Source organism: Ruegeria sp. G12 (genome assembly GCF_056533565.1).
Genome location: NZ_JBQFOO010000001.1, coordinates 397,845 through 420,976, shown reverse-complemented (window position 1 = coordinate 420,976; position 23,132 = coordinate 397,845). Strand labels below are relative to the sequence as shown.

Annotated in this window: 23 protein-coding genes and 1 tRNA gene; 12 read left to right on the top strand and 12 right to left on the bottom strand. The window is 58.8% G+C overall.

Annotation, left to right across the window (positions count from 1 at the left end):
* Positions 1 to 3: 3 nt before the first annotated feature.
* The 5 genes from ACR0JN_RS02110 to ACR0JN_RS02090 all read right to left on the bottom strand — a co-directional run bounded on the left by ACR0JN_RS02110 (position 4) and on the right by ACR0JN_RS02090 (position 6,197).
* Complete coding sequence (locus tag ACR0JN_RS02110; protein ID WP_480883865.1) at positions 4 to 1,896, bottom strand: bifunctional sugar phosphate isomerase/epimerase/4-hydroxyphenylpyruvate dioxygenase family protein; 1,893 nt, start codon at positions 1,894 to 1,896, stop codon at positions 4 to 6.
* Positions 1,896 to 3,191, bottom strand: coding sequence for a TRAP transporter large permease (locus tag ACR0JN_RS02105; RefSeq protein WP_170328647.1), 1,296 nt, complete (start codon positions 3,189 to 3,191; stop codon positions 1,896 to 1,898). Before ACR0JN_RS02105 ends, ACR0JN_RS02110 begins: the two co-directional genes overlap by 1 nt.
* On the bottom strand, positions 3,188 to 3,763 hold the full coding sequence (locus ACR0JN_RS02100; protein WP_480883863.1) for a TRAP transporter small permease: 576 nt from the start codon (positions 3,761 to 3,763) through the stop codon (positions 3,188 to 3,190). The genes ACR0JN_RS02105 and ACR0JN_RS02100 overlap by 4 nt, the downstream gene beginning before the upstream one ends.
* Before the next feature lie 30 nt (positions 3,764 to 3,793).
* Entirely contained in the window at positions 3,794 to 4,804 is a 1,011-nt protein-coding gene (locus tag ACR0JN_RS02095; RefSeq protein WP_480883862.1) for a sialic acid TRAP transporter substrate-binding protein SiaP, read from the bottom strand.
* A 91-nt stretch (positions 4,805 to 4,895) separates the two neighbouring features.
* The gene (locus ACR0JN_RS02090) at positions 4,896 to 6,197 is read right to left on the bottom strand and encodes a Gfo/Idh/MocA family protein (RefSeq protein ID WP_480883860.1); all 1,302 of its coding nucleotides are present in this window, start codon (positions 6,195 to 6,197) and stop codon (positions 4,896 to 4,898) included.
* On the opposite strand from ACR0JN_RS02090, the gene ACR0JN_RS02085 reads away from it, so the two are divergent.
* The gene (locus ACR0JN_RS02085) at positions 6,196 to 6,849 is read left to right on the top strand and encodes a GntR family transcriptional regulator (protein WP_480818802.1); all 654 of its coding nucleotides are present in this window, start codon (positions 6,196 to 6,198) and stop codon (positions 6,847 to 6,849) included. The two genes, ACR0JN_RS02090 and ACR0JN_RS02085, sit on opposite strands and share 2 nt — an antisense overlap.
* Positions 6,850 to 7,159: 310 nt before the next feature.
* On the opposite strand, the gene terL is transcribed toward ACR0JN_RS02085, so the two are convergent.
* From terL to ACR0JN_RS02065, 4 genes are read right to left on the bottom strand one after another with little or no spacing between them, the layout of a single operon-like run.
* On the bottom strand, positions 7,160 to 8,062 hold the full coding sequence (terL, locus tag ACR0JN_RS02080) for a phage terminase large subunit (RefSeq protein WP_480883858.1): 903 nt from the start codon (positions 8,060 to 8,062) through the stop codon (positions 7,160 to 7,162).
* An 18-nt stretch (positions 8,063 to 8,080) separates the two neighbouring features.
* Entirely contained in the window at positions 8,081 to 8,617 is a 537-nt protein-coding gene (locus ACR0JN_RS02075) for a hypothetical protein (protein WP_480883856.1), read from the bottom strand.
* Between the two features lie 7 nt (positions 8,618 to 8,624).
* Positions 8,625 to 9,056: a DUF5681 domain-containing protein gene (locus ACR0JN_RS02070; RefSeq protein WP_480883855.1), complete on the bottom strand. Its 432-nt coding sequence runs from the start codon at positions 9,054 to 9,056 to the stop codon at positions 8,625 to 8,627.
* Complete coding sequence (locus ACR0JN_RS02065) at positions 9,049 to 10,626, bottom strand: site-specific DNA-methyltransferase (RefSeq protein WP_480883853.1); 1,578 nt, start codon at positions 10,624 to 10,626, stop codon at positions 9,049 to 9,051. Before ACR0JN_RS02065 ends, ACR0JN_RS02070 begins: the two co-directional genes overlap by 8 nt.
* Before the next feature lie 281 nt (positions 10,627 to 10,907).
* Between ACR0JN_RS02065 and ACR0JN_RS02060 the strand changes: the two genes are divergently transcribed.
* The 3 genes from ACR0JN_RS02060 to ACR0JN_RS02050 are packed head-to-tail and all read left to right on the top strand — an operon-like array spanning position 10,908 to position 13,227.
* A complete protein-coding gene (locus ACR0JN_RS02060; protein ID WP_480883851.1) occupies positions 10,908 to 11,138 on the top strand; it encodes a DUF3489 domain-containing protein in 231 nt (76 codons plus the stop codon).
* Positions 11,135 to 11,551, top strand: a complete 417-nt coding sequence (locus ACR0JN_RS02055; RefSeq protein WP_480883849.1) for a DUF2924 domain-containing protein — start codon at positions 11,135 to 11,137, stop codon at positions 11,549 to 11,551. The genes ACR0JN_RS02060 and ACR0JN_RS02055 overlap by 4 nt, the downstream gene beginning before the upstream one ends.
* A complete protein-coding gene (locus tag ACR0JN_RS02050; protein ID WP_480883847.1) occupies positions 11,548 to 13,227 on the top strand; it encodes a recombinase family protein in 1,680 nt (559 codons plus the stop codon). Before ACR0JN_RS02055 ends, ACR0JN_RS02050 begins: the two co-directional genes overlap by 4 nt.
* Positions 13,228 to 13,602: 375 nt before the next feature.
* Here ACR0JN_RS02050 and ACR0JN_RS02045 read toward each other — a convergent pair.
* Positions 13,603 to 13,692 (bottom strand) — tRNA-Ser (locus tag ACR0JN_RS02045).
* Between the two features lie 203 nt (positions 13,693 to 13,895).
* On the opposite strand from ACR0JN_RS02045, the gene ACR0JN_RS02040 reads away from it, so the two are divergent.
* The 8 genes from ACR0JN_RS02040 to ACR0JN_RS02005 all read left to right on the top strand — a co-directional run bounded on the left by ACR0JN_RS02040 (position 13,896) and on the right by ACR0JN_RS02005 (position 21,494).
* Positions 13,896 to 15,215 carry an SPOR domain-containing protein gene (locus ACR0JN_RS02040; protein ID WP_480883846.1) on the top strand — a complete coding sequence of 440 codons (1,320 nt, stop codon included), beginning with the start codon at positions 13,896 to 13,898 and terminating at the stop codon, positions 15,213 to 15,215.
* A gap of 16 nt (positions 15,216 to 15,231) precedes the next feature.
* Entirely contained in the window at positions 15,232 to 16,392 is a 1,161-nt protein-coding gene (locus ACR0JN_RS02035) for a D-alanyl-D-alanine carboxypeptidase family protein (protein WP_480883845.1), read from the top strand.
* Positions 16,389 to 17,015 (top strand): dTMP kinase, encoded by a 627-nt coding sequence (gene tmk / locus ACR0JN_RS02030; protein WP_480883843.1) that lies wholly within the window; start codon positions 16,389 to 16,391, stop codon positions 17,013 to 17,015. The genes ACR0JN_RS02035 and tmk overlap by 4 nt, the downstream gene beginning before the upstream one ends.
* 3 nt (positions 17,016 to 17,018) lie before the next feature.
* Positions 17,019 to 18,140 carry a DNA polymerase III subunit delta' gene (locus ACR0JN_RS02025; RefSeq protein ID WP_480883841.1) on the top strand — a complete coding sequence of 374 codons (1,122 nt, stop codon included), beginning with the start codon at positions 17,019 to 17,021 and terminating at the stop codon, positions 18,138 to 18,140.
* Entirely contained in the window at positions 18,137 to 18,943 is an 807-nt protein-coding gene (locus ACR0JN_RS02020; protein ID WP_480883839.1) for a TatD family hydrolase, read from the top strand. The genes ACR0JN_RS02025 and ACR0JN_RS02020 overlap by 4 nt, the downstream gene beginning before the upstream one ends.
* Complete coding sequence (locus ACR0JN_RS02015; RefSeq protein ID WP_480883837.1) at positions 18,940 to 19,737, top strand: MBL fold metallo-hydrolase; 798 nt, start codon at positions 18,940 to 18,942, stop codon at positions 19,735 to 19,737. Before ACR0JN_RS02020 ends, ACR0JN_RS02015 begins: the two co-directional genes overlap by 4 nt.
* 54 nt (positions 19,738 to 19,791) lie before the next feature.
* Positions 19,792 to 20,724: an AEC family transporter gene (locus tag ACR0JN_RS02010; RefSeq protein ID WP_480883835.1), complete on the top strand. Its 933-nt coding sequence runs from the start codon at positions 19,792 to 19,794 to the stop codon at positions 20,722 to 20,724.
* Positions 20,725 to 20,786: 62 nt separating this feature from the next.
* Positions 20,787 to 21,494 (top strand): CbiX/SirB N-terminal domain-containing protein, encoded by a 708-nt coding sequence (locus tag ACR0JN_RS02005; RefSeq protein ID WP_480883833.1) that lies wholly within the window; start codon positions 20,787 to 20,789, stop codon positions 21,492 to 21,494.
* A 43-nt stretch (positions 21,495 to 21,537) separates the two neighbouring features.
* On the opposite strand, the gene ACR0JN_RS02000 is transcribed toward ACR0JN_RS02005, so the two are convergent.
* Both ACR0JN_RS02000 and ACR0JN_RS01995 read right to left on the bottom strand, forming a co-directional pair.
* Positions 21,538 to 22,524 (bottom strand): GGDEF domain-containing protein, encoded by a 987-nt coding sequence (locus ACR0JN_RS02000; protein ID WP_480883831.1) that lies wholly within the window; start codon positions 22,522 to 22,524, stop codon positions 21,538 to 21,540.
* Positions 22,521 to 23,108, bottom strand: coding sequence for a heme NO-binding domain-containing protein (locus ACR0JN_RS01995; protein WP_480883829.1), 588 nt, complete (start codon positions 23,106 to 23,108; stop codon positions 22,521 to 22,523). Before ACR0JN_RS01995 ends, ACR0JN_RS02000 begins: the two co-directional genes overlap by 4 nt.
* Positions 23,109 to 23,132: the final 24 nt, after the last annotated feature.

Sequence of the window (23,132 nt, the reverse complement as noted above, 5' to 3'; positions counted from 1 at the left end):
CGGTCATTGCGTCTGCACCTCTTTCACCGCTTGGGTTTTGCTTTGTGCAGCAAGGCGAATGGGCGCGTTACGCGCACCGTAACCGGCATAGCCCATGCGGCGTTCAACAATTTCGAAAAAGAAGCCGTTAAAGATGGGACGGCTGTATATCTGAAAATACTCAGCACCCGCCGCCCGATCGTAGAGTATGTTACCCCGGTGCAGTTGAGCGACCAAATCGTCATCCAATCCGAATATCGCTTGCAGATCAGCGTAGTAGTTCTCCGGGATGGACAGGCTGGGAAAGCCAGACTTGAGCAACTGGGCTGAAGTTTCAAAAATATCATCCGACTGGAAGGCGATGTGCTGAACACCGGCACCAAAACCGTCTTCAAGGAATGACGCCGCCAGTGTTCGACGCCCAACGGCCCCGTTCAGGTTCAGGCGCACTTCGCCTTCTGGACTTTCGATAGCCTGACTTTGCACGACGCCGGACGGGTCGGCGACGTTCACGATAGGCGACTTCGCCATCTCAAAAGTCGAGATGTAATAGAGCAGCCAGCTTTGCATCTCATCGTGACGCATCGTCTGGGCCAGATGGTCGATGCGGCGCAGACCGGCAGGCTGGGTCGCTTTGGTTTTCGCAACCGGCTCGAACTCGATATCCCACACCCGGTGCAGATCGGATTTCTCATCGATGAAATGAACGACGTTGCCACCAACACCCCGAATGGCAGGGATATCCAATTCCCCTGTCCCCACCGGCTGTGAGAAATTCGGTGCGCCCAACGCGGTCGCACGTTGAACGGTCTGATCCGCATCTTTGACACGCAACCCCATGTCACAAACGGAGGGGCCGTGACCCAGGAACGCCGAATGGGCAAAACCTTCCTTTTCGGTATTCACAACGATGTTTATCGCGCCCTGCCGCCATAATTCGACGGACTTGCTGACGTGTTTTCGTTCCATTCGAAAACACATGGCTGACAGCATATCGGCCAGCTGCGCGCCGCTTACCTCATCAGCCGTAAATTCGACAAACTCAAAGCCAGACGCATAGACGCGTTCAGGCAAGTCCGGGATGCCGAAATCGGTTCCCGGCTCGGTCCGCGACACCTCGTCCAACAGGTTCACCAGCGACCTATAGCTGTCTCGGGCCAGTGTGCGGCCACCGGGTTGCGGCGCCGCTTCGTTGACGCGCGCGATAGACCAAGGCCCTTTGTACCCAGCGCGGTACAACACCCGCACGAAGCCCGCAAGGTTCAGCGCCCCAAGCCCTGGAAGAAGCCCAAAGTGCCGTTTGAGCCGACGTATATCCATCTCGAGCCGGGGCGCGTCGGACAGTTGCACATGGAACAGCCGCTCTCCGGGAATGTCCCGAAGGCGGGCGGGTTTGGACCCGTCGGCAAGCGAGAAGAAGGAATTCAAGGCCAACCCCAGATGAGGGCTGTCGACAGCTTCAACGACGCCTAACGCCTGTACATCCGAGTGAATAAGATTTGACCATGGCAAGCCCATATAGGCCAGACGCACCCCCATCTCTTTCGCGATCTGGGTCGCCTCGCCAAGGTCTGCGATGACCTGTTCTTCGGTTGCAGAGGTATCGACCTCGAAAGCGGACCCAATGAGCAGCAGGTCCGTGCCCAGATCATTCATCAGATCGAGTTTACGCTTCAGACGATAAAAGGCGCGCTCCCGTCCAGCGTCGGCTTGGCCTTCAAGGTTATGGAAGGGTTGCAGCAGGCAAATCTTAAGGCCGAGATCTGATGCAATGTTCCGAACTTGCGATGGCGGCCCGTCAAAAGCGGTCAAATCCGGTTCGTGTAATTCGACACCTCCGAACCCCGCGTCAGCGATAGCACTCAGTTTTTCGGCCAGATCACCGGGGATCGACGTTGTCGAAACCGAGAGGCACATTATCCCTGATATCCAAACATACGCGGCAACCACAGGACCAGATCCGGCATCAGCATCATGATCACCAAGGCGAAGATGAGAACCGCGAGGAAGGCCCAGATTTCCGAGATGATTTCGCGCAGCGGAATGTCCGTCACGGCGTTGATCACAAAGAGTAGAATGCCGTAGGGCGGCGTGATCAGACCGATCATCGAGTTCACGACGACCAGCACTCCGAAATGCACCAGATCAATCCCAAGCGCTTCGCAGGTTGGAATGAACAGGGGCACGATCACCAGAATGATCGTTGTTGCGTCCAATACGCATCCCAGCGCGAGGATCAGCAGGTTAACCAGGATCAGGAATACAATCGGGCTGACATCCGAACCCTCCAGTAAGGCTGAGATCGACTGCGGGATCTGTTCCTGAATGACGATGAAGTTCAGAATGAACGCGCCACCAATGACCACCCCGACGGCTGCGGAAGAGCGCGCGCTGTCGACGAACACTTGATAAAGGCCACGGAAGGTCAGCGCGCGGTAGAACAACGCTGCCAGAAGCAGGGCGTAGAATGCAGCCACGGCTGCAGCCTCGGTCGGAGTGGTGACGCCGCCATATATGCCGTACAGCAGGATTGCGGGCATCAGCAGTGCCGGAAATGCGTTGGCGGTTTTAGCCGGCAACTCGCGCAGCGGAACAGGTTCTTCCAACGCAAAGTTCCGCTTTCCGGCCAGATAGTAGTTCATCGCCATGAGGACGACGCCCATGATCAGTCCCGGCAGAATACCGGCCAGGAACAAGGACCCAATAGAGGCTTTCGACACCAGCGCATAAAGGACCATCGGGATCGAGGGCGGAATGATCGGGCCAATCGTCGCCGATGCCGCCGTGATTGCGGCTGCGTAGCCTCGGCTGTAACGGCCATCCTTGGTCATCATCTCAATGATGATCTTGCCGATCCCTGCAGCATCCGCGACGGCAGAGCCGGACATACCTGAAAAGATCAGAGACGCTACCACGTTTACGTGCCCGAGGCCGCCCTTGAAACGCCCGACGGCAGCGACGCAGAAGTTCAGCAAGCGGTCGGTGATCGACCCCGCATTCATGATATTGGCGGCGACGATGAACAAAGGCACGGCAAGCAAGATCGTGCTTTTGTAAAAGCCTTGCAGGATCTTCTCACCCGCGAGGGCGACGTCCAATCCGGCCGTGCCCAGATAAACCAATGAGGCCAATAGGATGGAATAGCCGATAGGCGTCCCGATGCCTGCCAGAAGAAAGAGCGCGAGCAGGCAGGAAAGAAGTTCAAAGCTCATTTGCTTTCTTCCTCGTCGTCTTCACCGTCGACACGGGGATGATCGTCAACCACGTTGTACCCAACGACCAGTTCCAGCTCGGTTTTAGGTGGGCCATTGCGCATGACGTCGAAGAACAGCCAAGCATACCGCGCAGCCACGACCAGCATAAAAACCGCATAAATTGAAAACACGGTGCGCAGCGGTATCTTCTCGCCCGAAAACGGATTGCGAACCGTCGCGGTCTTGCGGATTTTCATCCAGTCGATGTAGTCCCACGTCGGCAGGAAACTGTAGAGCATCCCAATGACAATGGCGGCGGCTGCGAGCATCGCAAAAACCTGACGCACACGCATCGGCACCGAAAGATAGATAATGTCGAATTTCACATGATCCCGCTCGCGCACAATGAAAGCGCAGCTGAAGAAGATCACCCAGACCCAGAGGATGCCGATCAGTTCAAGCGTCCAACCGGCGGGGGTGAAGAAGTACCGCAGTAGAATTTGCAGAAGGAAGATCAGGAAGATTGCCGCCAGCATCCCGCCGGCAATCGCTTCGGTCAGTCGGGAGAACCCCTTCACAAAGGCTTTCATTATGGTTCTCCCTCCCTTGTCTTACTGGGCTCAGTTGCCCAGAGCGTTGATCTGATCCAGAACGCCTTCGGGCCATGAGCCCGCGAACTCGCTGTCCAGATACATAGACTGTACCTGATCGCGGAACGCTGCGAGATCGGGTTCGTAGATCTCCATGCCCTGCTCTTTCAGGAAGCTGACAAGGTCCTCTTCTTTCTGAAGCTGCTTCTGGCGACCGGATTCAGCGGCTGCGTCGGCTGCTTCCTGAACCTTGGCCTGCTGTTCTGGTGTCAGCCCATCCCAGACCTCTTTGCCGATGGCGATATAGTTCAGGTCGACCAGATGAGACGTCAGCACGATCTGGTTGGTCACTTCGTAAAACTTGGCGTCAACCACGGTCGGTAGTGGATTGTCCTGCCCGTCAACAGCACCGGTCGATAGCGCAGTATAGACCTCGGAGAACGCCATTGGTGTCGGCGCGGCACCCAGCGCTTTGCCAAGGAACTGCCACGCATCTGTGCCCGGCATCCGCAGGTTCACACCCTCCAGATCAGCCGGAGTGCTGACGGTCAGTTCATCCTTGGGTTGGCGCAGGTTCACCTGGCGACGACCCAGATACATGACCGACAGCAGTTTGACGCCCAGTTCTTCTTCGGCCTTTTGCTTGAAGGCATCCATCAAGGGATCGTTGAAGACAGCCACCTGATGCGCGGCGTCCTGGTGGACATAGCCTGCGGTAAAGATCGAAAACTCGGGGAAGAACTGTGCCAGTTCCTGCGCCGAAGTGATCGACATCTCCAGGTTGCCCCGGCTGATGGCGTCCAACTCGGTGCCTTGGGCGAAGATGGTTCCATTATAGCTGGGCTCGTAGCTTGCGAAATCAGCAACCATGGGCGCGAAAACCTCGGCCATGGCGACCGAACGCTGGTCGGTCTCCGATCCTGATGTTGCGAGGCGAAGTTGGACTATGTCGTCTGCCAGCGCACCACTTGTTGCGCTAAACAGAACACCGGTTGCGACCAGGGCTGATACAGCAGCCCGGCGGGTAAGTTTGGTAATCACTTTGCTCCTCCCTGAGACATCATGATGCTTCTTTTTTGCGATTCAGAGTTTTGACCTATTTTGGACATTTTGCAAGATGTTTTACAAAATATCAGATATTTTTCATTACCTGTAATCTCTGTTGCTGTGCTTCCTGAAGGTTTCTTATCCTGACGGTCTCGCCAGTTCTGCAAGAATTCTGAATAGCTTCAATAACTTGAAGCGTTCTGAAACCTTCCCATCCAGATACAATCGGCTCTGCTTCGTTCCGAGCTACATCAACAAAGTGCCTAAGCTGATTGACCAGAGGGTCAGACGCACCCTTCTTCAGCGCGGTTGATGAGATTGGCGTCCACCAATCCCTTTGCTCTCTCTGGTAGCTCCACAGGCGAAGATCGGGAACAGACAACGAACCATGAGAACCACCGATCATGTAACTACTCTCGGTGGTCGAAGGATAGATTGGATATTCCTGAGACGTCATCTCCCAGCTCCATGGAGCAACGATGCTGTCGGATACACTTATGGTCCCAATCGCCCCACTTTCAAACGTCAAAAGCGCGCCGGCGACATCTTCGTTGTCGTAACCCCGCTGCGATGAAGCCGACTGAGCCTGAACGGTCACGACTTCTCCGGCCAGGTACCGCAGCAGATCCACATCGTGGACAAGATTGACCGAGATGGGCCCTGCACCGGGTTTCTTTCTCCAAGGCGCAGCATCAAAATACTCGTCTGGCTTATAGAACCAGCAATTCGCATGCACAGCGCGCACATCTCCAATCTTCCCATCGACAATGGCTTCCTTAGCCGACCGGATCAGAGGATTGTGTCGACGATGATGTCCGACCATCAGTGGTACATTGGCCTTCTCCGCTGCTTGGACAAGCTCCAGTGCAGCGGCGGCTTCCACGGCGATCGGTTTTTCGACAAGAACGGGACAGCCATGTCGAACACAGGTTAAGCCTTGATCAACATGAAGCGTGGTCGGGGTCGCAAGAACAGTTCCGTCCGGCGTCTGATTTGCAAACATTTCCTCGAGGGTCTCGTAACATGCGACCCCGTGTTCAACTGCGTACGCACGTCCTTCGACGCTGGTATCAACTACCGCAACAAGATCAACGTGGCGCAAAGCTCGGATAGCGTCTGCGTGGCGGCGTCCAACAAGGCCAATGCCGACAATGGCGATGCGAAAGTTCTGAGACACTTTGCTTCCTTCCGGAGGGTCTGGAAAATCCCGAACCCGATGTTTGCGACCGGGCTGCATTGCCCAACTTGGCCACGACCGTATTTGGGTTTTCACGATTCCGCAATAATGTATGATATTTTTATTTTTACCATACATCAGATTGGATTGCTGATGTCTCTGAAAAATGCTAATTGAACGAGGAAACTGATAATATCGGGTGAAACGCATGGCGAAACAGCCGTCTACGATAGGTGCAAGCACCTATCAGCGCATCAAGCGGGACATCATCTTTGGGGAGCTGCAGCCCGGCTCCAAACTGAAGCTGGACGCCTTGAAGGAACGCTACTCGGCAAGCCTTTCGACACTTCGTGAAACGCTGAACAGGCTCGCCAGCGACGGATTTGTCGAAGCTCCCGAGCAACGGGGTTTCCTGGTCACGCCGGTTTCACGAGAAGACCTGACCGAGATTTCAGAGCTGCGAGTCCTGTTGGAATGCCACGCGTTGGAATTGTCCATTGCGAATGGCGACACGGATTGGGAAGGCAACCTCGTTGCCGCACACCACAAACTGCACCTGATGGAACAGCAGCTTCTCACGGGCGACGAGTCCGAGAAAGAAACCTGGAAACGATATGATTGGGAGTTTCACCAAGCGATGATCGCGGCCTGCAACTCCAAGAACCTTCTGTCTCTGCACTCGATCATCTACGACAAGTATCTGCGGTATCAGATGCTCGTGCTGACCTATCGCGGCGAAGAGGCGGTCAAGGAGCACAAGGGCATGTTCGATGCCGCGCTGGCCAGAGACGCGGGCACTGCCAAGAAACTGTTGGAAGATCACATCCGTAACGGCCTCACCCACACGTTGGAGGCTATGTAAGGCGGCATGCAGATTGCGTGCTTCACCTTCAAGGCTGGGCTGACGATACTTCTCACTGCAGTTCGGTTCAATGGCTGCTTCTTAGGGGCTGATGCAGCGGATATGCCACATTGCCCAAGTCCGTTTCCGTCCTGATCGTCGATCATTACCGACCGGCAGCGTGAGCCAGTCCGAATGTCTGCTCGCTCATCGATATATGGATGGGTTTGCAGATGCAGAGAAGGTCCGGTTTCCGCCCTTCGTGCACACTGATCAAGGTTCGCCGGGGCGGTTCAAGGCCGACTACCGGCCTCGAACTTTGGTTTCTGTTCTACCGCCGTCTGATCCGCTCGTGACGGCGCTCCCGACGTTCGATGTTGATCTGATGATCATGGCCTAGCGCCCGATAGAACCCCAATCCCTTGGACCAGTTCAGAAAGTGGGCAAAGCTGTCGACCTGATCGTCATTGCGACCGCGTGGAAAGGACTGCAGTTCCCGTTTGAACGCCGCCAGCCAGGGCGCGTCTGCAGGCAGATACACCTTGCCCTCTTCGACCGGACCGCACGCGGACTGGAACCGGGTTTCCTTGTCCTTGTCAGGTCTGATGCGTTCATAGCGCCGACGGTCATCACGAAACAACTCGTCCAGAAGCGGTTTGCCAGAAGCGGCATCTTCGATCAGAACACGATCCGGATCCCAGCGACCGACAAGCTGCAGCGCTTTGGCTTTCAGGTCTGGGTAGTCCACCTGCCCACGCCAGACGTCGAGAAGGCACCACGCATTTTCTCGGAACCCCCAGGTCGTACAGACCGAGAAGTCGGACCGGGGATCCGCAGACATCCCCGTATCCCAGCTTTGAACAACCAGTTGGAACCAGCGACGATCTTCGACGATCTCATAGGTGCCGAACCACTCCCAGCGCAGCGGCGACCCGTCCGGCGCAATCGGGTTCTGCTGATACTGGCAATTGAACACAGCTGCGCCCATTTCACGACGCTTGGTATCCAGCGTGTCCTGATCCAAACGGGACGGGCACAGGAGATCACCCGGTTCGCGGCGCATGACCCTTCCGCGCCCAAGTGGAACCACCTCATGTTCTTCGGCGATGGCAGGCAGGTTCAGGTGCCGATAGGTACCGCGGTCCAGCAGATAACCCGGCGGATCCATCTCGTGCAACCGTTGTGCCACCATAACCACACGCCCTTCGGACGGGTTGTCAAAGCGCGACAGCAAGGTCCCCTCAATGAACTCCTATGCCTTGACCAGTTCAGCTTCGGAGCCCGCATCTCCAGCTTTCAGCAGGTCATCGATGATGATGTAATCAGCGCCATGGCCAGTCACAGAACTGCCGATGGAGACAGCCTTACGGCTGCCTCCCTTTGTGGTGCGGATTTCTTCTGAGGTGTTGCCCTTTTTAGCCAGGACAGTTTCAGGGAACATTTCCCGGTACCAGCGCGCAGACATGATCCGACGACAATCTTCGGAATGCTTGCGCGCCAGATCCAGCCCGTAGCTGGCAACAATGATCTTGGCGCTGGGGTTATGACCGAGAAGATAAGCGACATAGGCAACGGCCACGGTGACCGATTTCAGGCACCGAGGCGGAATGTTGATGATCAACCGCTTGTTCTCACCGATGCGAACGTTGTCCAACTCATGGCACATAGCACGCACATGCCAGGCCGGATCAAAGCCGCGGTCAGTCCCCTGGTGCAGCGTGCCAAACACGCGCCACACGAAGGGAAAGAAATTGTCCCGGCAAACCTCGCGCGCGGCATGCAGAACCATTTTGGGATCAGGTGTCGTCATCTTCCGCCTCCCCATTTTCCGGACCACCGTCACCGTCCAGTTGGCTGGAAAAGAAATCCCGGAGGATATCAAAGTCGACACTGTCCGGCTCAACCGCACGGGCGCTTTCTTGCGCGTCCATGTCACTTGCGTTGAACAGATCCGTGTCCAGCTTCAGCAGCGCCATCAGCATTTTCGTGTCGCCCTTCAATGCGCTGGCCGTGACCCGCTTGGCAATTGCCTCCGCCTTGGAAATCCGGACTTCCCGGCTGCCTTCACGGACGGTGATCTTGGCTTCCAATTCGCGTTTCAAGCTGGCATTCACCCCATTGGCACCTTTCGGCCGTCCTTTCGGATTGCCGGATCGGCCTTTTTTGAACCGGGTTGCTTTAGGTGGTTTGCCGTAGCCGACCTCGTAATCCTTCGTATCGTCAGACATGATCCGCCTCCTGCTTCGAGGTGGTGTCGCTGGCAGCAGAACACTCATCGAACGTCTGGCCTGTCACCGCGTGCACAGCGCTCTCACCCGTCATCTCCTGCCAACGGCGAATGGCGACATCGACATAGGCCGGATCGAGTTCAATCAAGCGCGCCTGGCGTCCGGTTTTCTCAGATGCCAGCAAGGTCGCGCCGGACCCGCCAAAGGCGTCCAGCACGACAGCGCCGCGATGACTCACATCCGTGATGGCATCTGCCACCAAAGCTGTCGGCTTAACCGTGGGATGATCCGCAAGGTCCGCTTCGCGCCCTACCCCAAAGCTGTTCACGCCCGCATAATCCCAAACATTGCTCCGGTTGCGCCCGTGTTTGCCCAACTCGACATTGTTGATATGCGGTGCACCGGGCTTCTTGAAGATGCAAACCAGCTCGTGCTTGGACCGATAAAGGCTGCCCATCCCGCCATTGGTCTTGTTCCAGACGCAGAGATTGATGAGATCAAAGCCACCTGCCTTGCCGGACGCAATCAGTTCTTCAATGTGACGCCAGTCCATGCAGATCATTGCGATGCCCCCATCCGGCAGACAGTCAAACAAACGACTGATCACCTCTGAAAGAAAGCCACGGAATTCGCTATCAGACATTTCACCCGACGCCATAGCAAACTCGCGATGATCGCCACCGGTGCCACTGCGGACATGCCCATTGACCGGTACGTTATAAGGCGGATCTGTGAACACCATCTGCGGGCTCTCGCCTTTCAACAAGGTGTCGTAGCTCTGGGCTTGCAGGGCATCCCCGCAGAAGATGCGATGATCTCCAAGAACCCAGAGGTCACCCGTCTCCGTGATTACGGGTGCCGCAGGGTTCGGCGTCTCAACAGATTCCGCTTCAGTCTCCGAGGCCTCGCCCGTGCCGTCGATGATGATGTCAATCTCCGGTGTTTCGAACCCGGTGATGTCCAGATCAAAGTCCAGTTCACCATCAAGGCTGAGATTCATCAGCTCGGCAAATTCGATCTGCAGGGCCGCCTCATTCCAGTCGGACAATTCTGCCAGCTTGTTATCCGCAATACGCAGAGCGCGCACTTCCGCGTCTGACAAGTGATCCGCGACAACAGTCGGCACGGACATCAACCCCAGGGCCTTGGCGGCTTCATAGCGGCCATGACCCGCAATGATCGTGCCCGAACCATCCAACAGGATCGGGGTGACAAAGCCAAACTTGGCCACCGATGCTTTGAGCTTGTCTATATTCTTGGCCGCGTGCACGCGGTTGTTGTTGGCGTAGGGCTTGATCTGGCTGATCTGAGATTGGACGACTTTGTCCGCCATCCAGATCGGCGTGTTGGACGCCTTGGCGTCGCTGTGTGTTTTTTTGGCAGACATAGCCGCCTCCTTTCGTTTGACGCTCGCTAGCGTCGACAAGAAAGGATCGTGTTGGGAATTCGGAGAGAGCACGACTAGCAACTCTCCGGACCAATCGATCCGGTTCGTTGCCCCTTCGAATGCTCTCGGTCTTATCCGCTTCAAAGAATGCGGCGCCGAATGCTGCCTGGGAGATGTATTCATCTCCCCGTGGGACCTTGTCCCTTGCAGGGCTGGCTAGAATTTATGCACGGGTTTCTGCAATTGCAACTCCTAAAACCAAAAGTAACCAATTAAGATTGTTGACGAATAATCGGTAGTACGGCAGCAACGCCCTGCAATACACACTCCTCTTGGGATTGCTCCAGAAAGAGCTGGACTGTTGCTGTGAACCACGCATCACTGATCCCACGCCCGAGCCATTCGGGCGCTCCTCGGTACCAGGGTTCGGCATCTCGCTGACCCAAGATCAGAGGAGACAGTTCATGTCCAAGCCAAAGCAAACCAAAATTGACAAGGTGCAAGCTTTGTTGCGTCGCCCGAGTGGCGCCAGCATTGAGGCGCTCTGCAAAGCAACGGGGTGGCAACCTCATTCGGTCCGAGCAGCTATCAGCGGTCTGCGAAAAAAAGGCGACACAATCGAACGGCGCGAATCCGACAAGCCACATGGATCTTCCACGTATCACCTCACAGCAAATAAGGACGGCGAGTCATGACGAAGACAAGCGACGTCGCCGATCTGGCTGCCATGGGTCGATCAGATCTGGTCAAGCTTTGGCAGCAACTGTTTGATCAACCCGTCCCCACCATGCTCAGCCAACCCTTCCTTCGCCGTTTCATTGCCTTTGAGATGCAATCCCGCCGTCATGGCGGGCTGTCTCGACAGGTCAAAGCCACACTGGGAAAGGGTTCTGAGAAGAAACCCCGGCCTGCCTGCCCTGCCCTAAAACCCGGCGGGCGCCTTTTGCGCGAGTGGAATGGCGTGACCCATGTTGTCGACGTGACAGGGGACGGCTTCACTTGGAACGGTCGGTCCTATCGCTCGCTCTCCGCCATCGCCCGAGAGGTTACCGGCGCGCACTGGTCGGGGCCGCGTTTCTTTGGGCTCACCGGCAAGGCGACCAAATGAGCCCGCGCCGCAAAATCCGATGCGCCATCTACACGCGCAAGTCCTCAGAGGATGGACTGGACCAGGACTTCAATTCACTGGATGCGCAATATGAAGCCTGCGCGGCCTATGTCGCCAGCCAGCGACACGAAGGTTGGACCCTATTGCCAGAGCGCTACGATGATGGCGGACTGTCCGGCGGCACACTCGAACGCCCCGCCCTGCAACGCTTGCTTGAAGAGATTGATGCCGGGCGCATCGACATGGTCGTGGTCTACAAGATTGACCGGCTGACCCGATCGCTCGCCGACTTCTCCAAGCTGGTCGAACGGCTGGAACAGGCGGATTGTTCTTTTGTGTCCGTCACACAGGCCTTCAACACCTCCTCATCCATGGGTCGATTGACCCTGAATGTGCTGTTGTCCTTTGCTCAGTTTGAACGGGAAGTCACCGCCGAGCGTATTCGCGACAAAATCGCGGCGTCGAAGAAGAAGGGGCTTTGGATGGGTGGTAACCTGCCTATGGGCTATGATCGCCACCCCGATCCGAAGGCAAGAACGCTGGTGGTGAATGAGGAGGAGGCCAGAACGGTCCGGCATCTCTTTGGGCTCTATGACGAGCTGGGTTGTCTGCGCAAAGTAGAAGAACGGGCGACGGCAGAAGACCTGCGGTCAAAACGGGCTGTTCGGGCGGATGGCAGCATAAAAGGGGATTGTCCGCTGTCACGCGGTCAGATCTATTACTTGCTGCGCAACCCGGTCTATCTCGGAAAAATCCGCCACAAGGATAAGATCTGGGACGGACAACATCCGGCGATCATCGATCAGGACATTTGGGACCGGGTGCAGGAAAAAATGCGACAGGCCTCCAACCGCTCGCGGGCACGCGGCCACTCCGGCGCGCGCCAACTCTCCACTGACCCCGGGTCCTGGCTCACAGGTCTGCTACAGGACGAAACAGGTGATCGGTTGACGCCAACCCACACCACGCGCAAAGGTCGACGGTTGCGTTATTATGTCTCCAATCGACTGATCTCAGGCGGCAAGGATATCTCCGGCTGGCGACTGCCAGGCCCGGCGCTGGAAAACGCGGTCATCGATGCCATCGTCAGACATCTGCAAGACGCCGCCGCCGCGCATCGAGTTTTGGCGCAGCCGGAAGCCGGATTAGCGGAGGCAGTTCAGACTTCGGTTGCGGATTTAGTAACCCGGCTTCAACACCAAGGCGGTCAGGTCGGCGCTGCTCTTCTGGCCAAAGGCAAAATTGCACGAGGACAGATCGACCTCGAATTGAACCCCAAAACTCTGGCAAGCGCACTCGGCATTGCTGCGGACCATCTGCACCCGGATCTCACCCACGTCACCGCATCTTTCGATCTGCGCCGCCGCGGCGTCGAGGCCAAAGTCATCGCTGGAGACATGGCACCCCAACCCGATCCCCATCTCCGGTCCATGTTGATCCGCGCCCATGGCTGGGCGCGCGATCTAAGAGCCGGAGTTCAACTGATGGAGATTGCACGCCGCGAAAGCGTCCCCGGCGCCTTCATCCGCACCCGCGCCCAGCTCGCCTTACTCTCCCCGAAGATTCAGGCCGCGATTCTCGACGGCACACAGCCGCCCGAACTCACACTCAAGCGTCTGGTCAGCGTGACTCACCCTCTAGACTGGTCCGAACAGGAGCGCCTGTTCGGCTTCTGACATCTCCAAGTCCTGCGTCCCTGATACAAGGCTCGCGCTCCTTGATCCGTCGGCACAATTCCCTGTTCCTGCGAGAAAATTCCCTGTTCCACTGTTTAGGGAATTTGCAACCTAAGCTATTGGAAAAAATAGAGTTGTGACATCTGAAATCCCGGGTTCCAGACTTGTTTTGCAGAAATTCCCTGTAAATTGCCGGGTATCAGGGAAATCTCGCCCAAAGCGACCCCGCCAAAATGCGGCACTGAGACTTGGGCCTGAATTGCGCTCTTAGTGTACGGTCTGCTTCGTCTCTGATTGAAAGCGCATGCGCCAACTCGCGGGAATTGCGGCACAATTCCGGGTCAGAAAACACAACTGAAATGAGACAGGTATGAGTGGCGGGGAGACAGGGATTCGAACCCTGGGGACGCTCTCACGCCCAACGGTTTTCAAGACCGCCGCATTCGACCACTCTGCCACCTCCCCGTCGAAGGCAGGGTCTAAGGCCAAGTTCGGACAGAGGCAAGTCGAAATCGGGAAATCTTGCCGAAGGCCGCGCGGCAGTCTTTCCATGGCCCCGCAGCCGCGTTATGATCCCGAAATAAGACCGTATCAGGCTGGCATGCAGAACCAGTCGACTGGCGGCGGGGCTCGGGAAACGCAGCCCCTTCAGGCAAGGGATGACACGAATGAAGCGAGCGACTGAGACAGGCGCAAACCCGCGAGGACTGGCTATTCTCGCCGTCACCCTGACGGTGTTGTCGGGGTGTGATGAAGCCCTTTTATCACAAAGCGATACCGAGGCCCCCGACGCAGCAGAGGACAGCAGTAAAACCGAGTTGCTGCCCAGTGTCTCCAAAGCCTCACAGCGCGATGTTGAAGCGCCCGAGGTGTTTGAGGTGTCCGAAGCCGGGCTTTGGGACGGGCGGCCCTCGCTTGGCGGTATCTGGGTGGCGCATCCCGATGTAGATCAGCCTGAACGTGTGGTGATCAAGAACGCGGCGAATGACAAAACTGTAGTCGGTGCGCTTTTCCGGCGCGAACGGAACCTGCCCGGACCCGCGCTGCAGGTCTCATCCGCCGCTGCCGAACAGCTTGGCATGCTGGCAGGCGCGCCAGCCAAGATTCAGGTCGTCGCCCTGCGTCGGGAGACTATTGAGGAAACTCCTCCCCCGGCAGAAGACGTCGTGGCCGAAAGTACTGAAGCCGAAGACGTGACGGATGAGGCCTCCGAAGTGGCCGAAACCGAAACCGAGCAGCCCGCAAAACGGAAATGGTGGCAGAAGAAGGAACCTGCAGTGGCGGCAGCCGCTGTTGCGACCGGAGCGGCAGTCGCGGCGTCTGATGAGGCTCCGGCGGAGCCTGCCGAAAACGCCACGGAAACGGCAAGTGCCGGCACTGATACCTCTGCCGAGGAAACGCAGGAAGCTCAGGAAACGGAAACAGCCGACAAGCCCGCCAAGCGCAAGTGGTGGCAAAAGAAAGAGCCCGCCACTGCCGCAGCCGCTGGTGCAGCTGCGGCAGCCACCGCTGCGACTGTTGAAACCGCCGAAGCCACGACCGAAGTGGCCAGCGCGGCGACAACCCCTGCCCTGACCGATGCGCCGGTTGTAGCGCCAGCCGAGAAACCGGCGAAACGCAAATGGTGGCAGAAGAAAGACCCGAACGAGATCACCGAAACGCCGCTTGATCCGATCGAAGGCGCCGCCGCCGCAATTGAGGCATCGGAACCGACGCCTGTGGCCGCAGCCGCTGCTCCGGCGGCGGCATCTTCGCTGTCCAAGCCCTATGTGCAGATCGGGACCTTCGGCTTAGAGGTGAACGCAAACAGCGCGGCTGAAAAGGTGCGCAGAAACGGAATGGCCGCCGAGGTGCGCGAATTGAAGACCGAGGATAAGACCGTCTGGCGCGTTCTGGTCGGACCTGCCACAAACCGGGCCGAACGTCGGGCCATTCAGAGCGATGTGAAAGACCTGGGCTTTTCCGACGCTTTCACCGTGTCCAACTGAAATTAGGAGGCGACCTATGCTGTCCTCATTGCGAAACTCTGTTCTAGCGCTGGCCCTGCTGGCCGTGCCTGCGCACGCGTTCGACACCTCAGCCCGTGCGGCTTATGTGATGGACCAGACGACCGGCACGGTGCTGCTGTCCAAGGACGCGGATCAGCCTCTGCCGCCAGCTTCGATGTCCAAACTCATGACGCTTTACGTGGCGTTCGAGGCGCTGCGGGACGGACGGCTGACGCTCAGCGAAACGTTACCAGTGTCGCAGCACGCCATGAGCTATGGCGGCTCGACCATGTTCCTGAACACGCAGGACCGCGTGACGGTCGAAGATCTGCTGCGCGGGATCATCGTGCTGTCGGGCAACGATGCCTGTGTGGTGATTGCCGAAGCGCTCAGCCCCGATGGAACCGAGGCCGGATTTGCCCGCTATATGACCCAGCGCGCCGAGCAGATCGGCATGAACAACTCGAACTTCGCCAATTCCAACGGCTGGCCAGCCGCAGGCCACATGATGTCGGTGCATGATCTGGCCGTTCTGGCGGACCGGTTGATCACCGATTTCCCGGAATACTATCCGTTGTTCGCGGAAGAAGAGTTTGAATTCGACGGCCGCGCGCCCTCGAACAAACGCAACAGGAACCCGCTGCTGAAACTCGATATCGGCGCGGATGGCCTGAAAACCGGCCATACGCAAGAGGCGGGGTATGGCCTTGTCGGCTCGGCCAAACAGGGCGACCGGCGGGTGATCTTTGTGCTCTCGGGCCTCGACAGCACCGGCCAGCGCGCAGAGGAGGCTGAGGCCGTGGTTAACTGGTCGTTTCGAAATTTTGTCGAGAGGACAGTTGCCAACGCGAAAACCCCGATAGCCGAAGCCAAGCTTTGGATGGGTGAGAAAAGCACTGTTGGTCTGGTCCCCGAGGGCGACCTTTCCGTGCTGTTCCCGGTTCTGGGCACGCAGAACGTCGAGGCCGAAGTGGTCTACGAAGGCCCCATCAACGCGCCCGTGGCAAAGGGCCAGCAACTGGCCGAACTGGTGATTAAACCCGAAGGTTTGCCGGAAATCCGCCGTCCTCTGGTGGCGGCTGAAGATGTGGCCCTGGGCGGCTTTCTGGTACGGATGATGACCGTAGGCGGGATCGTTCTGAAAGACGTGATCAACACACCACTGGAGTCGATGTGACGAGCCCGGGGTTGTTTCTGACCTTCGAAGGCATTGACGGTTCGGGAAAATCCACTCAGGCGCGGATGCTGGCGCAGCATCTGCGTGAGGCCGGTCGCGAGGTCGTCTTGACCCGCGAACCGGGCGGTTCAGCCGGGGCCGAGGAAATCCGCAAGCTCGTACTGGAAGGCGATCCGGACCGCTGGTCGGCGGAAACCGAAATACTGCTTTTCACCGCCGCCCGTCGCGACCATCTGGAACGCACGATCGAACCCGCGCTAGCCGCCGGTAAGGTCGTGATCTGCGACCGTTTTGCCGACAGCACCCGCATGTATCAAGGCCTTTCGCGCGGCGACCTACGCGGCGTGGTGGACCAGTTGCACAGCCTGATGATCGGGCGCGAGCCAGACATCACTCTGCTGATCGACATGGACCCCGATACCGGCCTGTCCCGCGCCAAGGGTCGGCAGGGCACAGAAGAACGGTTCGAGGATTTTGGCCCTACCCTGCAAAAGAACATGCGGGCGGGTTTTCTAGCGCTGGCCGAGGAGTTTTCGGACCGGTTCCGTGTAGTCGACGGCAACCGGGACATGGACAGCGTCGCCCGGGATGTGACAGATATCGTCATGGCAGCCCTGCGATAGAAGATGAGCGACGACACCCCAACCCCGGATCAGGCCCCCGGCGCACCTCACCCGCGAGAAACCGCTCGTTTGTTCGGGCAGGACGCGGCAGAGCAAGCGTTTCTAGCCGCTTTCAACTCGGATCGGCTTCACCACGGCTGGTTGCTGACGGGGCCGCGCGGGGTTGGCAAGGCGACCTTAGCCTGGCGGATCGCGCGGTTTCTGCTGGCAACGCCCCCGGCGGATGATAGCGGGTTGTTCGGTGCGCCTTCGCCCCCTGAAACGCTGGATATTGATCCCGAACACCCGGTCTCTTACCGCATTCTGGCGGGCGCGGAACCGGGGCTGGCCGCGATCACCCGCTCGGTGAACGATCAGGGCCGATTGCGGAATGAGATCGTCGTCGACGACATCCGCAAGCTGGGCAAGTTCTTCGGCCTGTCCTCTGCCGATGGCGGTCGCCGTGTGGTGATCGTGGATGCGGCGGATGAGATGAATGTCAGCGCTGCAAACGCCCTGCTGAAAATGCTGGAAGAACCCCCTGCGCGCACCACTCTGTTGCTGGTGTCGCACCAGCCCTCACGGCTGCTGCCGACGATCCGATCGCGTTGCCGCACCCTGCGCCTGTCCCCGCTTGGGGCTGAGGACATGCAGGCGGCGCTTAGCCAGACCGGGGCCGACCTGCCCGATCAGACGGACCACTTGGCCGCCCTCTCTGCCGGATCGGTGGGCGACGCGGTGCGCCTGATCAATCTGGGCGGGATGCAAATTTACGCGGAACTCATCGCCATTCTGGGCACCCTTCCCCGCATGGATCGCCAACGCGCATTGGCCTTGGCCGAAGCCGCTGCCCAGCGCGGCGCGGCGGAACGGTTCGACCTTTTGCTGACCCTGATCGACGTGGCCCTGTCTCGACTGGCGCTGACCGGGGTGACGGGGGCAACCCCAACGCCCGAAGCAGCCCCAAACGAGGCGGAGACGCTAACGCGCCTGTCCGCTTCACCCCATCAGGCCCGCCGCTGGGCCGAGGTCGCGGCGACGATCACAGCCCGCGCGCGCCATGGTCAGGCGGTGAACCTTGACCCTGCCGCTCTGGTCCTAGATACGGTGTTCAAGATACAGGAAACCGCCGGTCAGAGCAGATGAGCGACACCCCCCAGATCACCGACAGCCATTGCCATCTGGATTTCCCCGATTTCGACGGGCAACTGGACCAGATCATCGCCAACGCCGCCGACGCGGGCGTCACCCGCATGGTCACGATCTGCACCCGCCTGCGCAACGAACCCACCGTTCGCGCCATCGCCGAAGCCCACACCCCGGTCTTCTACGCCGCAGGCACCCACCCGATGAGCGCCGCTGACGAGCCGCTGGCAACGGTGGATGAGTTGGTTGCCCTGTCACAGCATCCGAAATTCGTCGGCATCGGCGAAAGCGGGCTGGATTACCACTACACCGCCGAAAGTAAGGACATTCAGCAGCAATCCCTGCGCATCCATATCGAAGCGGCTCAGCATACCGGCCTGCCCCTGATCATCCACGCTCGCGCCGCCGATGACGACATGGCCCGCATCCTAACCGAGGAATACCGCAACGCGCCATATTCCTGCGTGATGCATTGCTTTTCGTCTTCAGCCGAATTGGCCGAAGCGGCCCTGGACCTTGGTTTCTACCTTTCCATGTCCGGCATCGCGGCTTTCCCCAAAAGTCAGGAACTGCGGGACATCTTCGCCAACGCCCCGGTAGACCGCGTCCTCGTCGAAACCGACGCACCGTATCTGGCCCCCCCACCCTATCGTGGCAAACGCAATGAACCCGCCTATACCACGCATACCGCCCGCAAAGGGGCCGAGGTGTTCGGCATGGACTACGCCGCCTTCGCCGCCCAAACGCAATCCAACTTCGAGCGGCTGTTCTCGAAAGCGGCCCAATACAAGGCCGCTGCATGACCCAATTGCGCTGCACCATTCTGGGCTGCGGATCATCCGGCGGCGTTCCCCGTTTGGGCGGGCAATGGGGCGCATGCGATCCAGATAACCCAAGGAACATCCGCCGCCGCTGCTCGATGCTGGTGGAACGGGACGGGCCCGAGGGCACAACTTCGGTCCTGATCGACACCTCGCCGGATATGCGCAGCCAGTTGCTGGATGCGGGCACCGGGCGGTTGGATGGGGTCGTCTACACCCACTCACACGCAGACCACGTGCACGGCATCGACGACCTGCGCATGATCGTCTTCAACATGAAAACGCGCGTTCCGGTCTGGGCCGACGGCGATACGCAAAATGCGCTGCTGGGGCGGTTCGGATATGCGTTCATCCAGCCCGAGGGCTCACCCTATCCGCCGATCCTTGACCTTAAATCCATCGACGGCCCGTTCGAAGTGTATGGCCCCGGCGGCCCGATCCCGTTTCACCCCTTCAAGGTCAATCACGGCTCGATTGACTCACTGGGGTTCCGTTTGGGAAAACTCGTCTATCTGCCTGATGTCGCTGAGATTTATGACGACGCCTGGCCCGAGATGGAGGGGCTGGATTGCCTCATCATCGACGCCCTGCGCCGCGCACCGCACCCTACCCACGCGCATCTGGAAAAAACTCTGGGCTGGATCGAGAAACTGCGCCCTCAACGCGCCATTCTGACCAACATGCATATCGACCTCGACTATGCCACGGTCGAGGCAGAGACCCCCGACGACATCACCCCCGCCTATGACGGCATGGTGATCCATCAGGCGCTGTAAGGCCCTGCCCCTCTTGCCCCGGATATCGTCAACGGCTCAGCCAGCGGGGGCGGTATGCTTCAGAACCTGATCAACGTTATCCTGCCGGTTTTTCTGGTGATCGGTGCTGGCTATGCGGCGACCCGGTCCGGGTATTTTAAGGAAGAGCATGTCGACGGGCTGATGAAGTTCACGCAGGGCTTTGCCATTCCCTGCCTTCTGTTTCTGGCGATTGCGCATCTGGACCTCAGCGCAAGTTTCGACCCGCGCCTGCTGGCCAGTTTCTATTCGGCGGCGGCCTTATGTTTCACGGCTGGCCTGTTCGGCGCGCGCATCATCTTTGGCCGGGATTGGGAGGATTGCGTCGCGATCGGGTTCTGCTGCCTGTTCTCGAACTCGGTCCTGCTGGGCCTTCCGATCACGGAACGCGCCTATGGCCCGGAAAACCTGACCGGCAACTATGCGATTATCGCCTTCCATTCGCCATTTTGCTACGGCGTCGGGATCACGGTGATGGAGATCATCCGCAACCGGGGCCACAGCGGCGCACACATGGCCCGGTCGGTCCTGTCGGCCATGTTCAAGAACGCGCTGATCCTTGGCATCGGGCTGGGTTTTCTGGTCAACCTGTCCGGTCTGACCATCCCCGCCGTTGTGGATGAGGCGCTGGGGCTGGTGACCCGCGCGGCGCTGCCCGGGGCGCTGTTTGCGCTTGGGGGCATTCTGGTCAAATACAAACCCGAAGGCGATCTGCGCACCATCGCCTATGTTTGCGGCATCTCGCTGATGCTGCATCCCAGTCTTGTCTGGCTGTTTGGCAAATCCGTTGGCTTACCGCAGGACCTCTTCCGCTCGGGCGTGTTGAACGCGGCGATGGCGCCGGGGTTCAACGCCTATATCTTCGCCTCCATGTATGGTCGGGCCAAGCGTGTTGCCGCCTCATCCGTCCTGATCGGGACCGCTGCTTCGATACTGACTGTCTGGCTCTGGCTGACCTTTCTGGGTTAATCACGGTTTGACTTTCGTGTCCGGCGACGCATCATTCGCGCACTCAGACAGGAGACCCGCGCATGCCGCATGCACTTATCGTCGCTCATGGCCAGCCGTCGGACCCGGCCCCGGCCGAGGCGGCGCTTGCGTCCATCGCGGCCAAGGTCGATGCGCTGGCCGGATCGGTTTCCGTGCACTCGGCCACCCTGGCCGCCCCCGGCGCGCTTGAGGCGCAAATGGACAAACTGCCTGAAGGCACCGTGGTTTACCCCCTGTTCATGGCCAAAGGATGGTTTGTGACCAGCGCGTTGCCAAAACGGATCGGGGACCGCAATCTGCGCATCCTGGACCCGCTAGGCATCGACCCGGAACTGCCGCGACTGGCTGCGGATGCTGTGCGTGACACAGTGGCGGGGCTGAGATGGGATGCAACCCTGACCGATCTGGTGATCGCAGCGCACGGGTCTGGCCGCAGTCGAAACCCCTCGGCCGTGGCCACTGAATTCGCCACCCGGTTGGGCCAGTTGCTTGCGCTCAAATCCATCCGCGTGGGGTTTGTGGAGGAGCCGCCGTCGATCGCTGACGCCGCGAACGGTGTAGGAGAGAACGCCCTCTGCCTGCCCTTCTTTGCCTGTGCCGGAGGCCATGTTCTGGACGATGTCCCCGAGGAACTGAACCGGGCGCAGTTCAAAGGGCAAGTGATGCCTGTCGTGGGGGAGTTACCCCCGATCCAAATCCGGATTGCGGAAACGCTGCGCCAGGCGTTTGCCGAAGACGCCTCCCCCTGATAGCGACACCCGTTCCGCCTCGCCCGTGGCAGCGCAACGCATGTCATGCGCTGGACAGGGTCGAATGCAGACGATGACGGGATCGCCCGTCTCGCTTGGCCTGATACAAGGCCTGATCCGCCGCCTTCAGCATCCCGGCAGCATCCGGCTGCTTGAACTGGGTGGACAGCGCCATTCCGATACTGGCGGAAATCCGGCAGGTCTCACCCTGAACGACAACCGGTTCCTGCAGGCGTGTGATGATACGGTCCGCAATCGCGGCGAGCACAGACTCATCGTTCAAACCCTTGAAGAAAATCACAAACTCATCGCCACCGACCCGCGCCACCATATCGTCGCCGCGCGTTTCCTCGACCATGATCCGGGCGGCGTTCTGCAGAACGAAATCACCAGCGGCGTGGCCCAACCGGTCGTTTACGGATTTGAAGAAATCCAGATCCAGATTCATCAGCGCAAAACGCGCATTGGCCGAAATCAGATGCCCCAGCATGTGGTCCATGGCACGCCGGTTCTTTATCCCCGTCAAAGTGTCGGTATAGGCCTGCTCTTCCGCGGCGAGCATCGCGCCCTGCAGGCGCAGGTTCAGGGATCGCGATGCCTCCATCGCTGCTGATTTCGCCTCGACCAGATAAAGCAGTTCGATCGCCAGATCAGTGCCCGAGAAATCGGCGCTGGTCAGCGCGTAGTCGCGCACCGCATCCAGTATCGAAATCCCGAAGGACAGGTTGATCACCGCGCCGCCCCCATCAGGCAGCGGCGCGACCAGCCCTTTCAAGGCAGTGCGCGGTTCATCAAGGAACTTCAGGTGCACCCGCGCCCCAGCCATGGACATGAGCGCGGAGAGTGTTGTCACCGCACGCGGACGTATCAGTTCAAACACATCCAGAAAGTTTCGCCCGATCAGCGCGGTGTCGGGCCGCAGTTTCTGCAGGGTTGGACCGACCTGCTGGATATGGCCGCATTCATCAACCAACACGAACATCGGGCAGAGCGTTTCCAGCAAACCAGCAAGCTGGTCCGATTTAATCATCCGTTCCGCGCCCCCAGATCGAAATGACGCCCCTCGGCAAAGGCACTTTCGACAAGCATGACCGAGATCACCTCGACCTCGCCCTCAATCCCGTCATGCGACAGCATCACCAGCGCGCCATAGTCGTCCGCCATGGCTCGAAGCACACCAACCATGACGCTGGAATAGCCCGGCAAACCGGGAAAACAGTGCAGCTGATATTCCGCAGCGCTCAGCTCCCGCAGCTCCAATGCGGGCAAGGCAAGGTCCGAGACCGCCAACCTCACCCGGTCCGCCAGATCATCCAGCGAGTGCAGAAACTCCACATAGCTCACCCCACCAAAGCGCAGAAGGCGGCGCAGCCCTTCGGTGTTCGGGTGCGACACGAGATAAGTGCCAAGATCCTCGAGGATCTCTGCCTGCGGGCGGTTCAGATCGTCACTCAGCGCCGTCAGAACCCAGGCCGACACGGCATCTTCATAGACAAGCATGGCTTCAAACTCGGCAAAGCCCAGACCTGCAGCCTCGGTCACGCGCTGCCAGCACGGGCGCCCGTAGGTTGCGCATACAAATGATTGTAGCGCCCGATTGATCAGACCATGCATCAGCTACCCCGGATTGCTTACGCC

What these genes read in the sequence shown, in the direction of transcription:
- ACR0JN_RS02090 (WP_480883860.1), bottom strand. Translation starts at nt 6,197, where the DNA reads ATGCGTTTCACCCGATATTATCAGTTTCCTCGTTCAATTAGCATTTTT.
- ACR0JN_RS02110 (WP_480883865.1), bottom strand. Translation starts at nt 1,896, where the DNA reads ATGTGCCTCTCGGTTTCGACAACGTCGATCCCCGGTGATCTGGCCGAA.
- ACR0JN_RS02040 (WP_480883846.1), top strand. Translation starts at nt 13,896, where the DNA reads ATGAAGCGAGCGACTGAGACAGGCGCAAACCCGCGAGGACTGGCTATT.
- ACR0JN_RS02000 (WP_480883831.1), bottom strand. Translation starts at nt 22,524, where the DNA reads ATGATTAAATCGGACCAGCTTGCTGGTTTGCTGGAAACGCTCTGCCCG.
- ACR0JN_RS02005 (WP_480883833.1), top strand. Translation starts at nt 20,787, where the DNA reads ATGCCGCATGCACTTATCGTCGCTCATGGCCAGCCGTCGGACCCGGCC.
- ACR0JN_RS02075 (WP_480883856.1), bottom strand. Translation starts at nt 8,617, where the DNA reads ATGGTTCTGCATGCCGCGCGCGAGGTTTGCCGGGACAATTTCTTTCCC.
- ACR0JN_RS02020 (WP_480883839.1), top strand. Translation starts at nt 18,137, where the DNA reads ATGAGCGACACCCCCCAGATCACCGACAGCCATTGCCATCTGGATTTC.
- ACR0JN_RS02085 (WP_480818802.1), top strand. Translation starts at nt 6,196, where the DNA reads ATGGCGAAACAGCCGTCTACGATAGGTGCAAGCACCTATCAGCGCATC.
- ACR0JN_RS02065 (WP_480883853.1), bottom strand. Translation starts at nt 10,626, where the DNA reads ATGAATACATCTCCCAGGCAGCATTCGGCGCCGCATTCTTTGAAGCGG.
- ACR0JN_RS02060 (WP_480883851.1), top strand. Translation starts at nt 10,908, where the DNA reads ATGTCCAAGCCAAAGCAAACCAAAATTGACAAGGTGCAAGCTTTGTTG.
- ACR0JN_RS02100 (WP_480883863.1), bottom strand. Translation starts at nt 3,763, where the DNA reads ATGAAAGCCTTTGTGAAGGGGTTCTCCCGACTGACCGAAGCGATTGCC.
- ACR0JN_RS02050 (WP_480883847.1), top strand. Translation starts at nt 11,548, where the DNA reads ATGAGCCCGCGCCGCAAAATCCGATGCGCCATCTACACGCGCAAGTCC.
- ACR0JN_RS02070 (WP_480883855.1), bottom strand. Translation starts at nt 9,056, where the DNA reads ATGTCTGACGATACGAAGGATTACGAGGTCGGCTACGGCAAACCACCT.
- ACR0JN_RS01995 (WP_480883829.1), bottom strand. Translation starts at nt 23,108, where the DNA reads ATGCATGGTCTGATCAATCGGGCGCTACAATCATTTGTATGCGCAACC.
- ACR0JN_RS02025 (WP_480883841.1), top strand. Translation starts at nt 17,019, where the DNA reads ATGAGCGACGACACCCCAACCCCGGATCAGGCCCCCGGCGCACCTCAC.
- ACR0JN_RS02105 (WP_170328647.1), bottom strand. Translation starts at nt 3,191, where the DNA reads ATGAGCTTTGAACTTCTTTCCTGCCTGCTCGCGCTCTTTCTTCTGGCA.
- ACR0JN_RS02010 (WP_480883835.1), top strand. Translation starts at nt 19,792, where the DNA reads ATGCTTCAGAACCTGATCAACGTTATCCTGCCGGTTTTTCTGGTGATC.
- ACR0JN_RS02015 (WP_480883837.1), top strand. Translation starts at nt 18,940, where the DNA reads ATGACCCAATTGCGCTGCACCATTCTGGGCTGCGGATCATCCGGCGGC.
- ACR0JN_RS02035 (WP_480883845.1), top strand. Translation starts at nt 15,232, where the DNA reads ATGCTGTCCTCATTGCGAAACTCTGTTCTAGCGCTGGCCCTGCTGGCC.
- ACR0JN_RS02055 (WP_480883849.1), top strand. Translation starts at nt 11,135, where the DNA reads ATGACGAAGACAAGCGACGTCGCCGATCTGGCTGCCATGGGTCGATCA.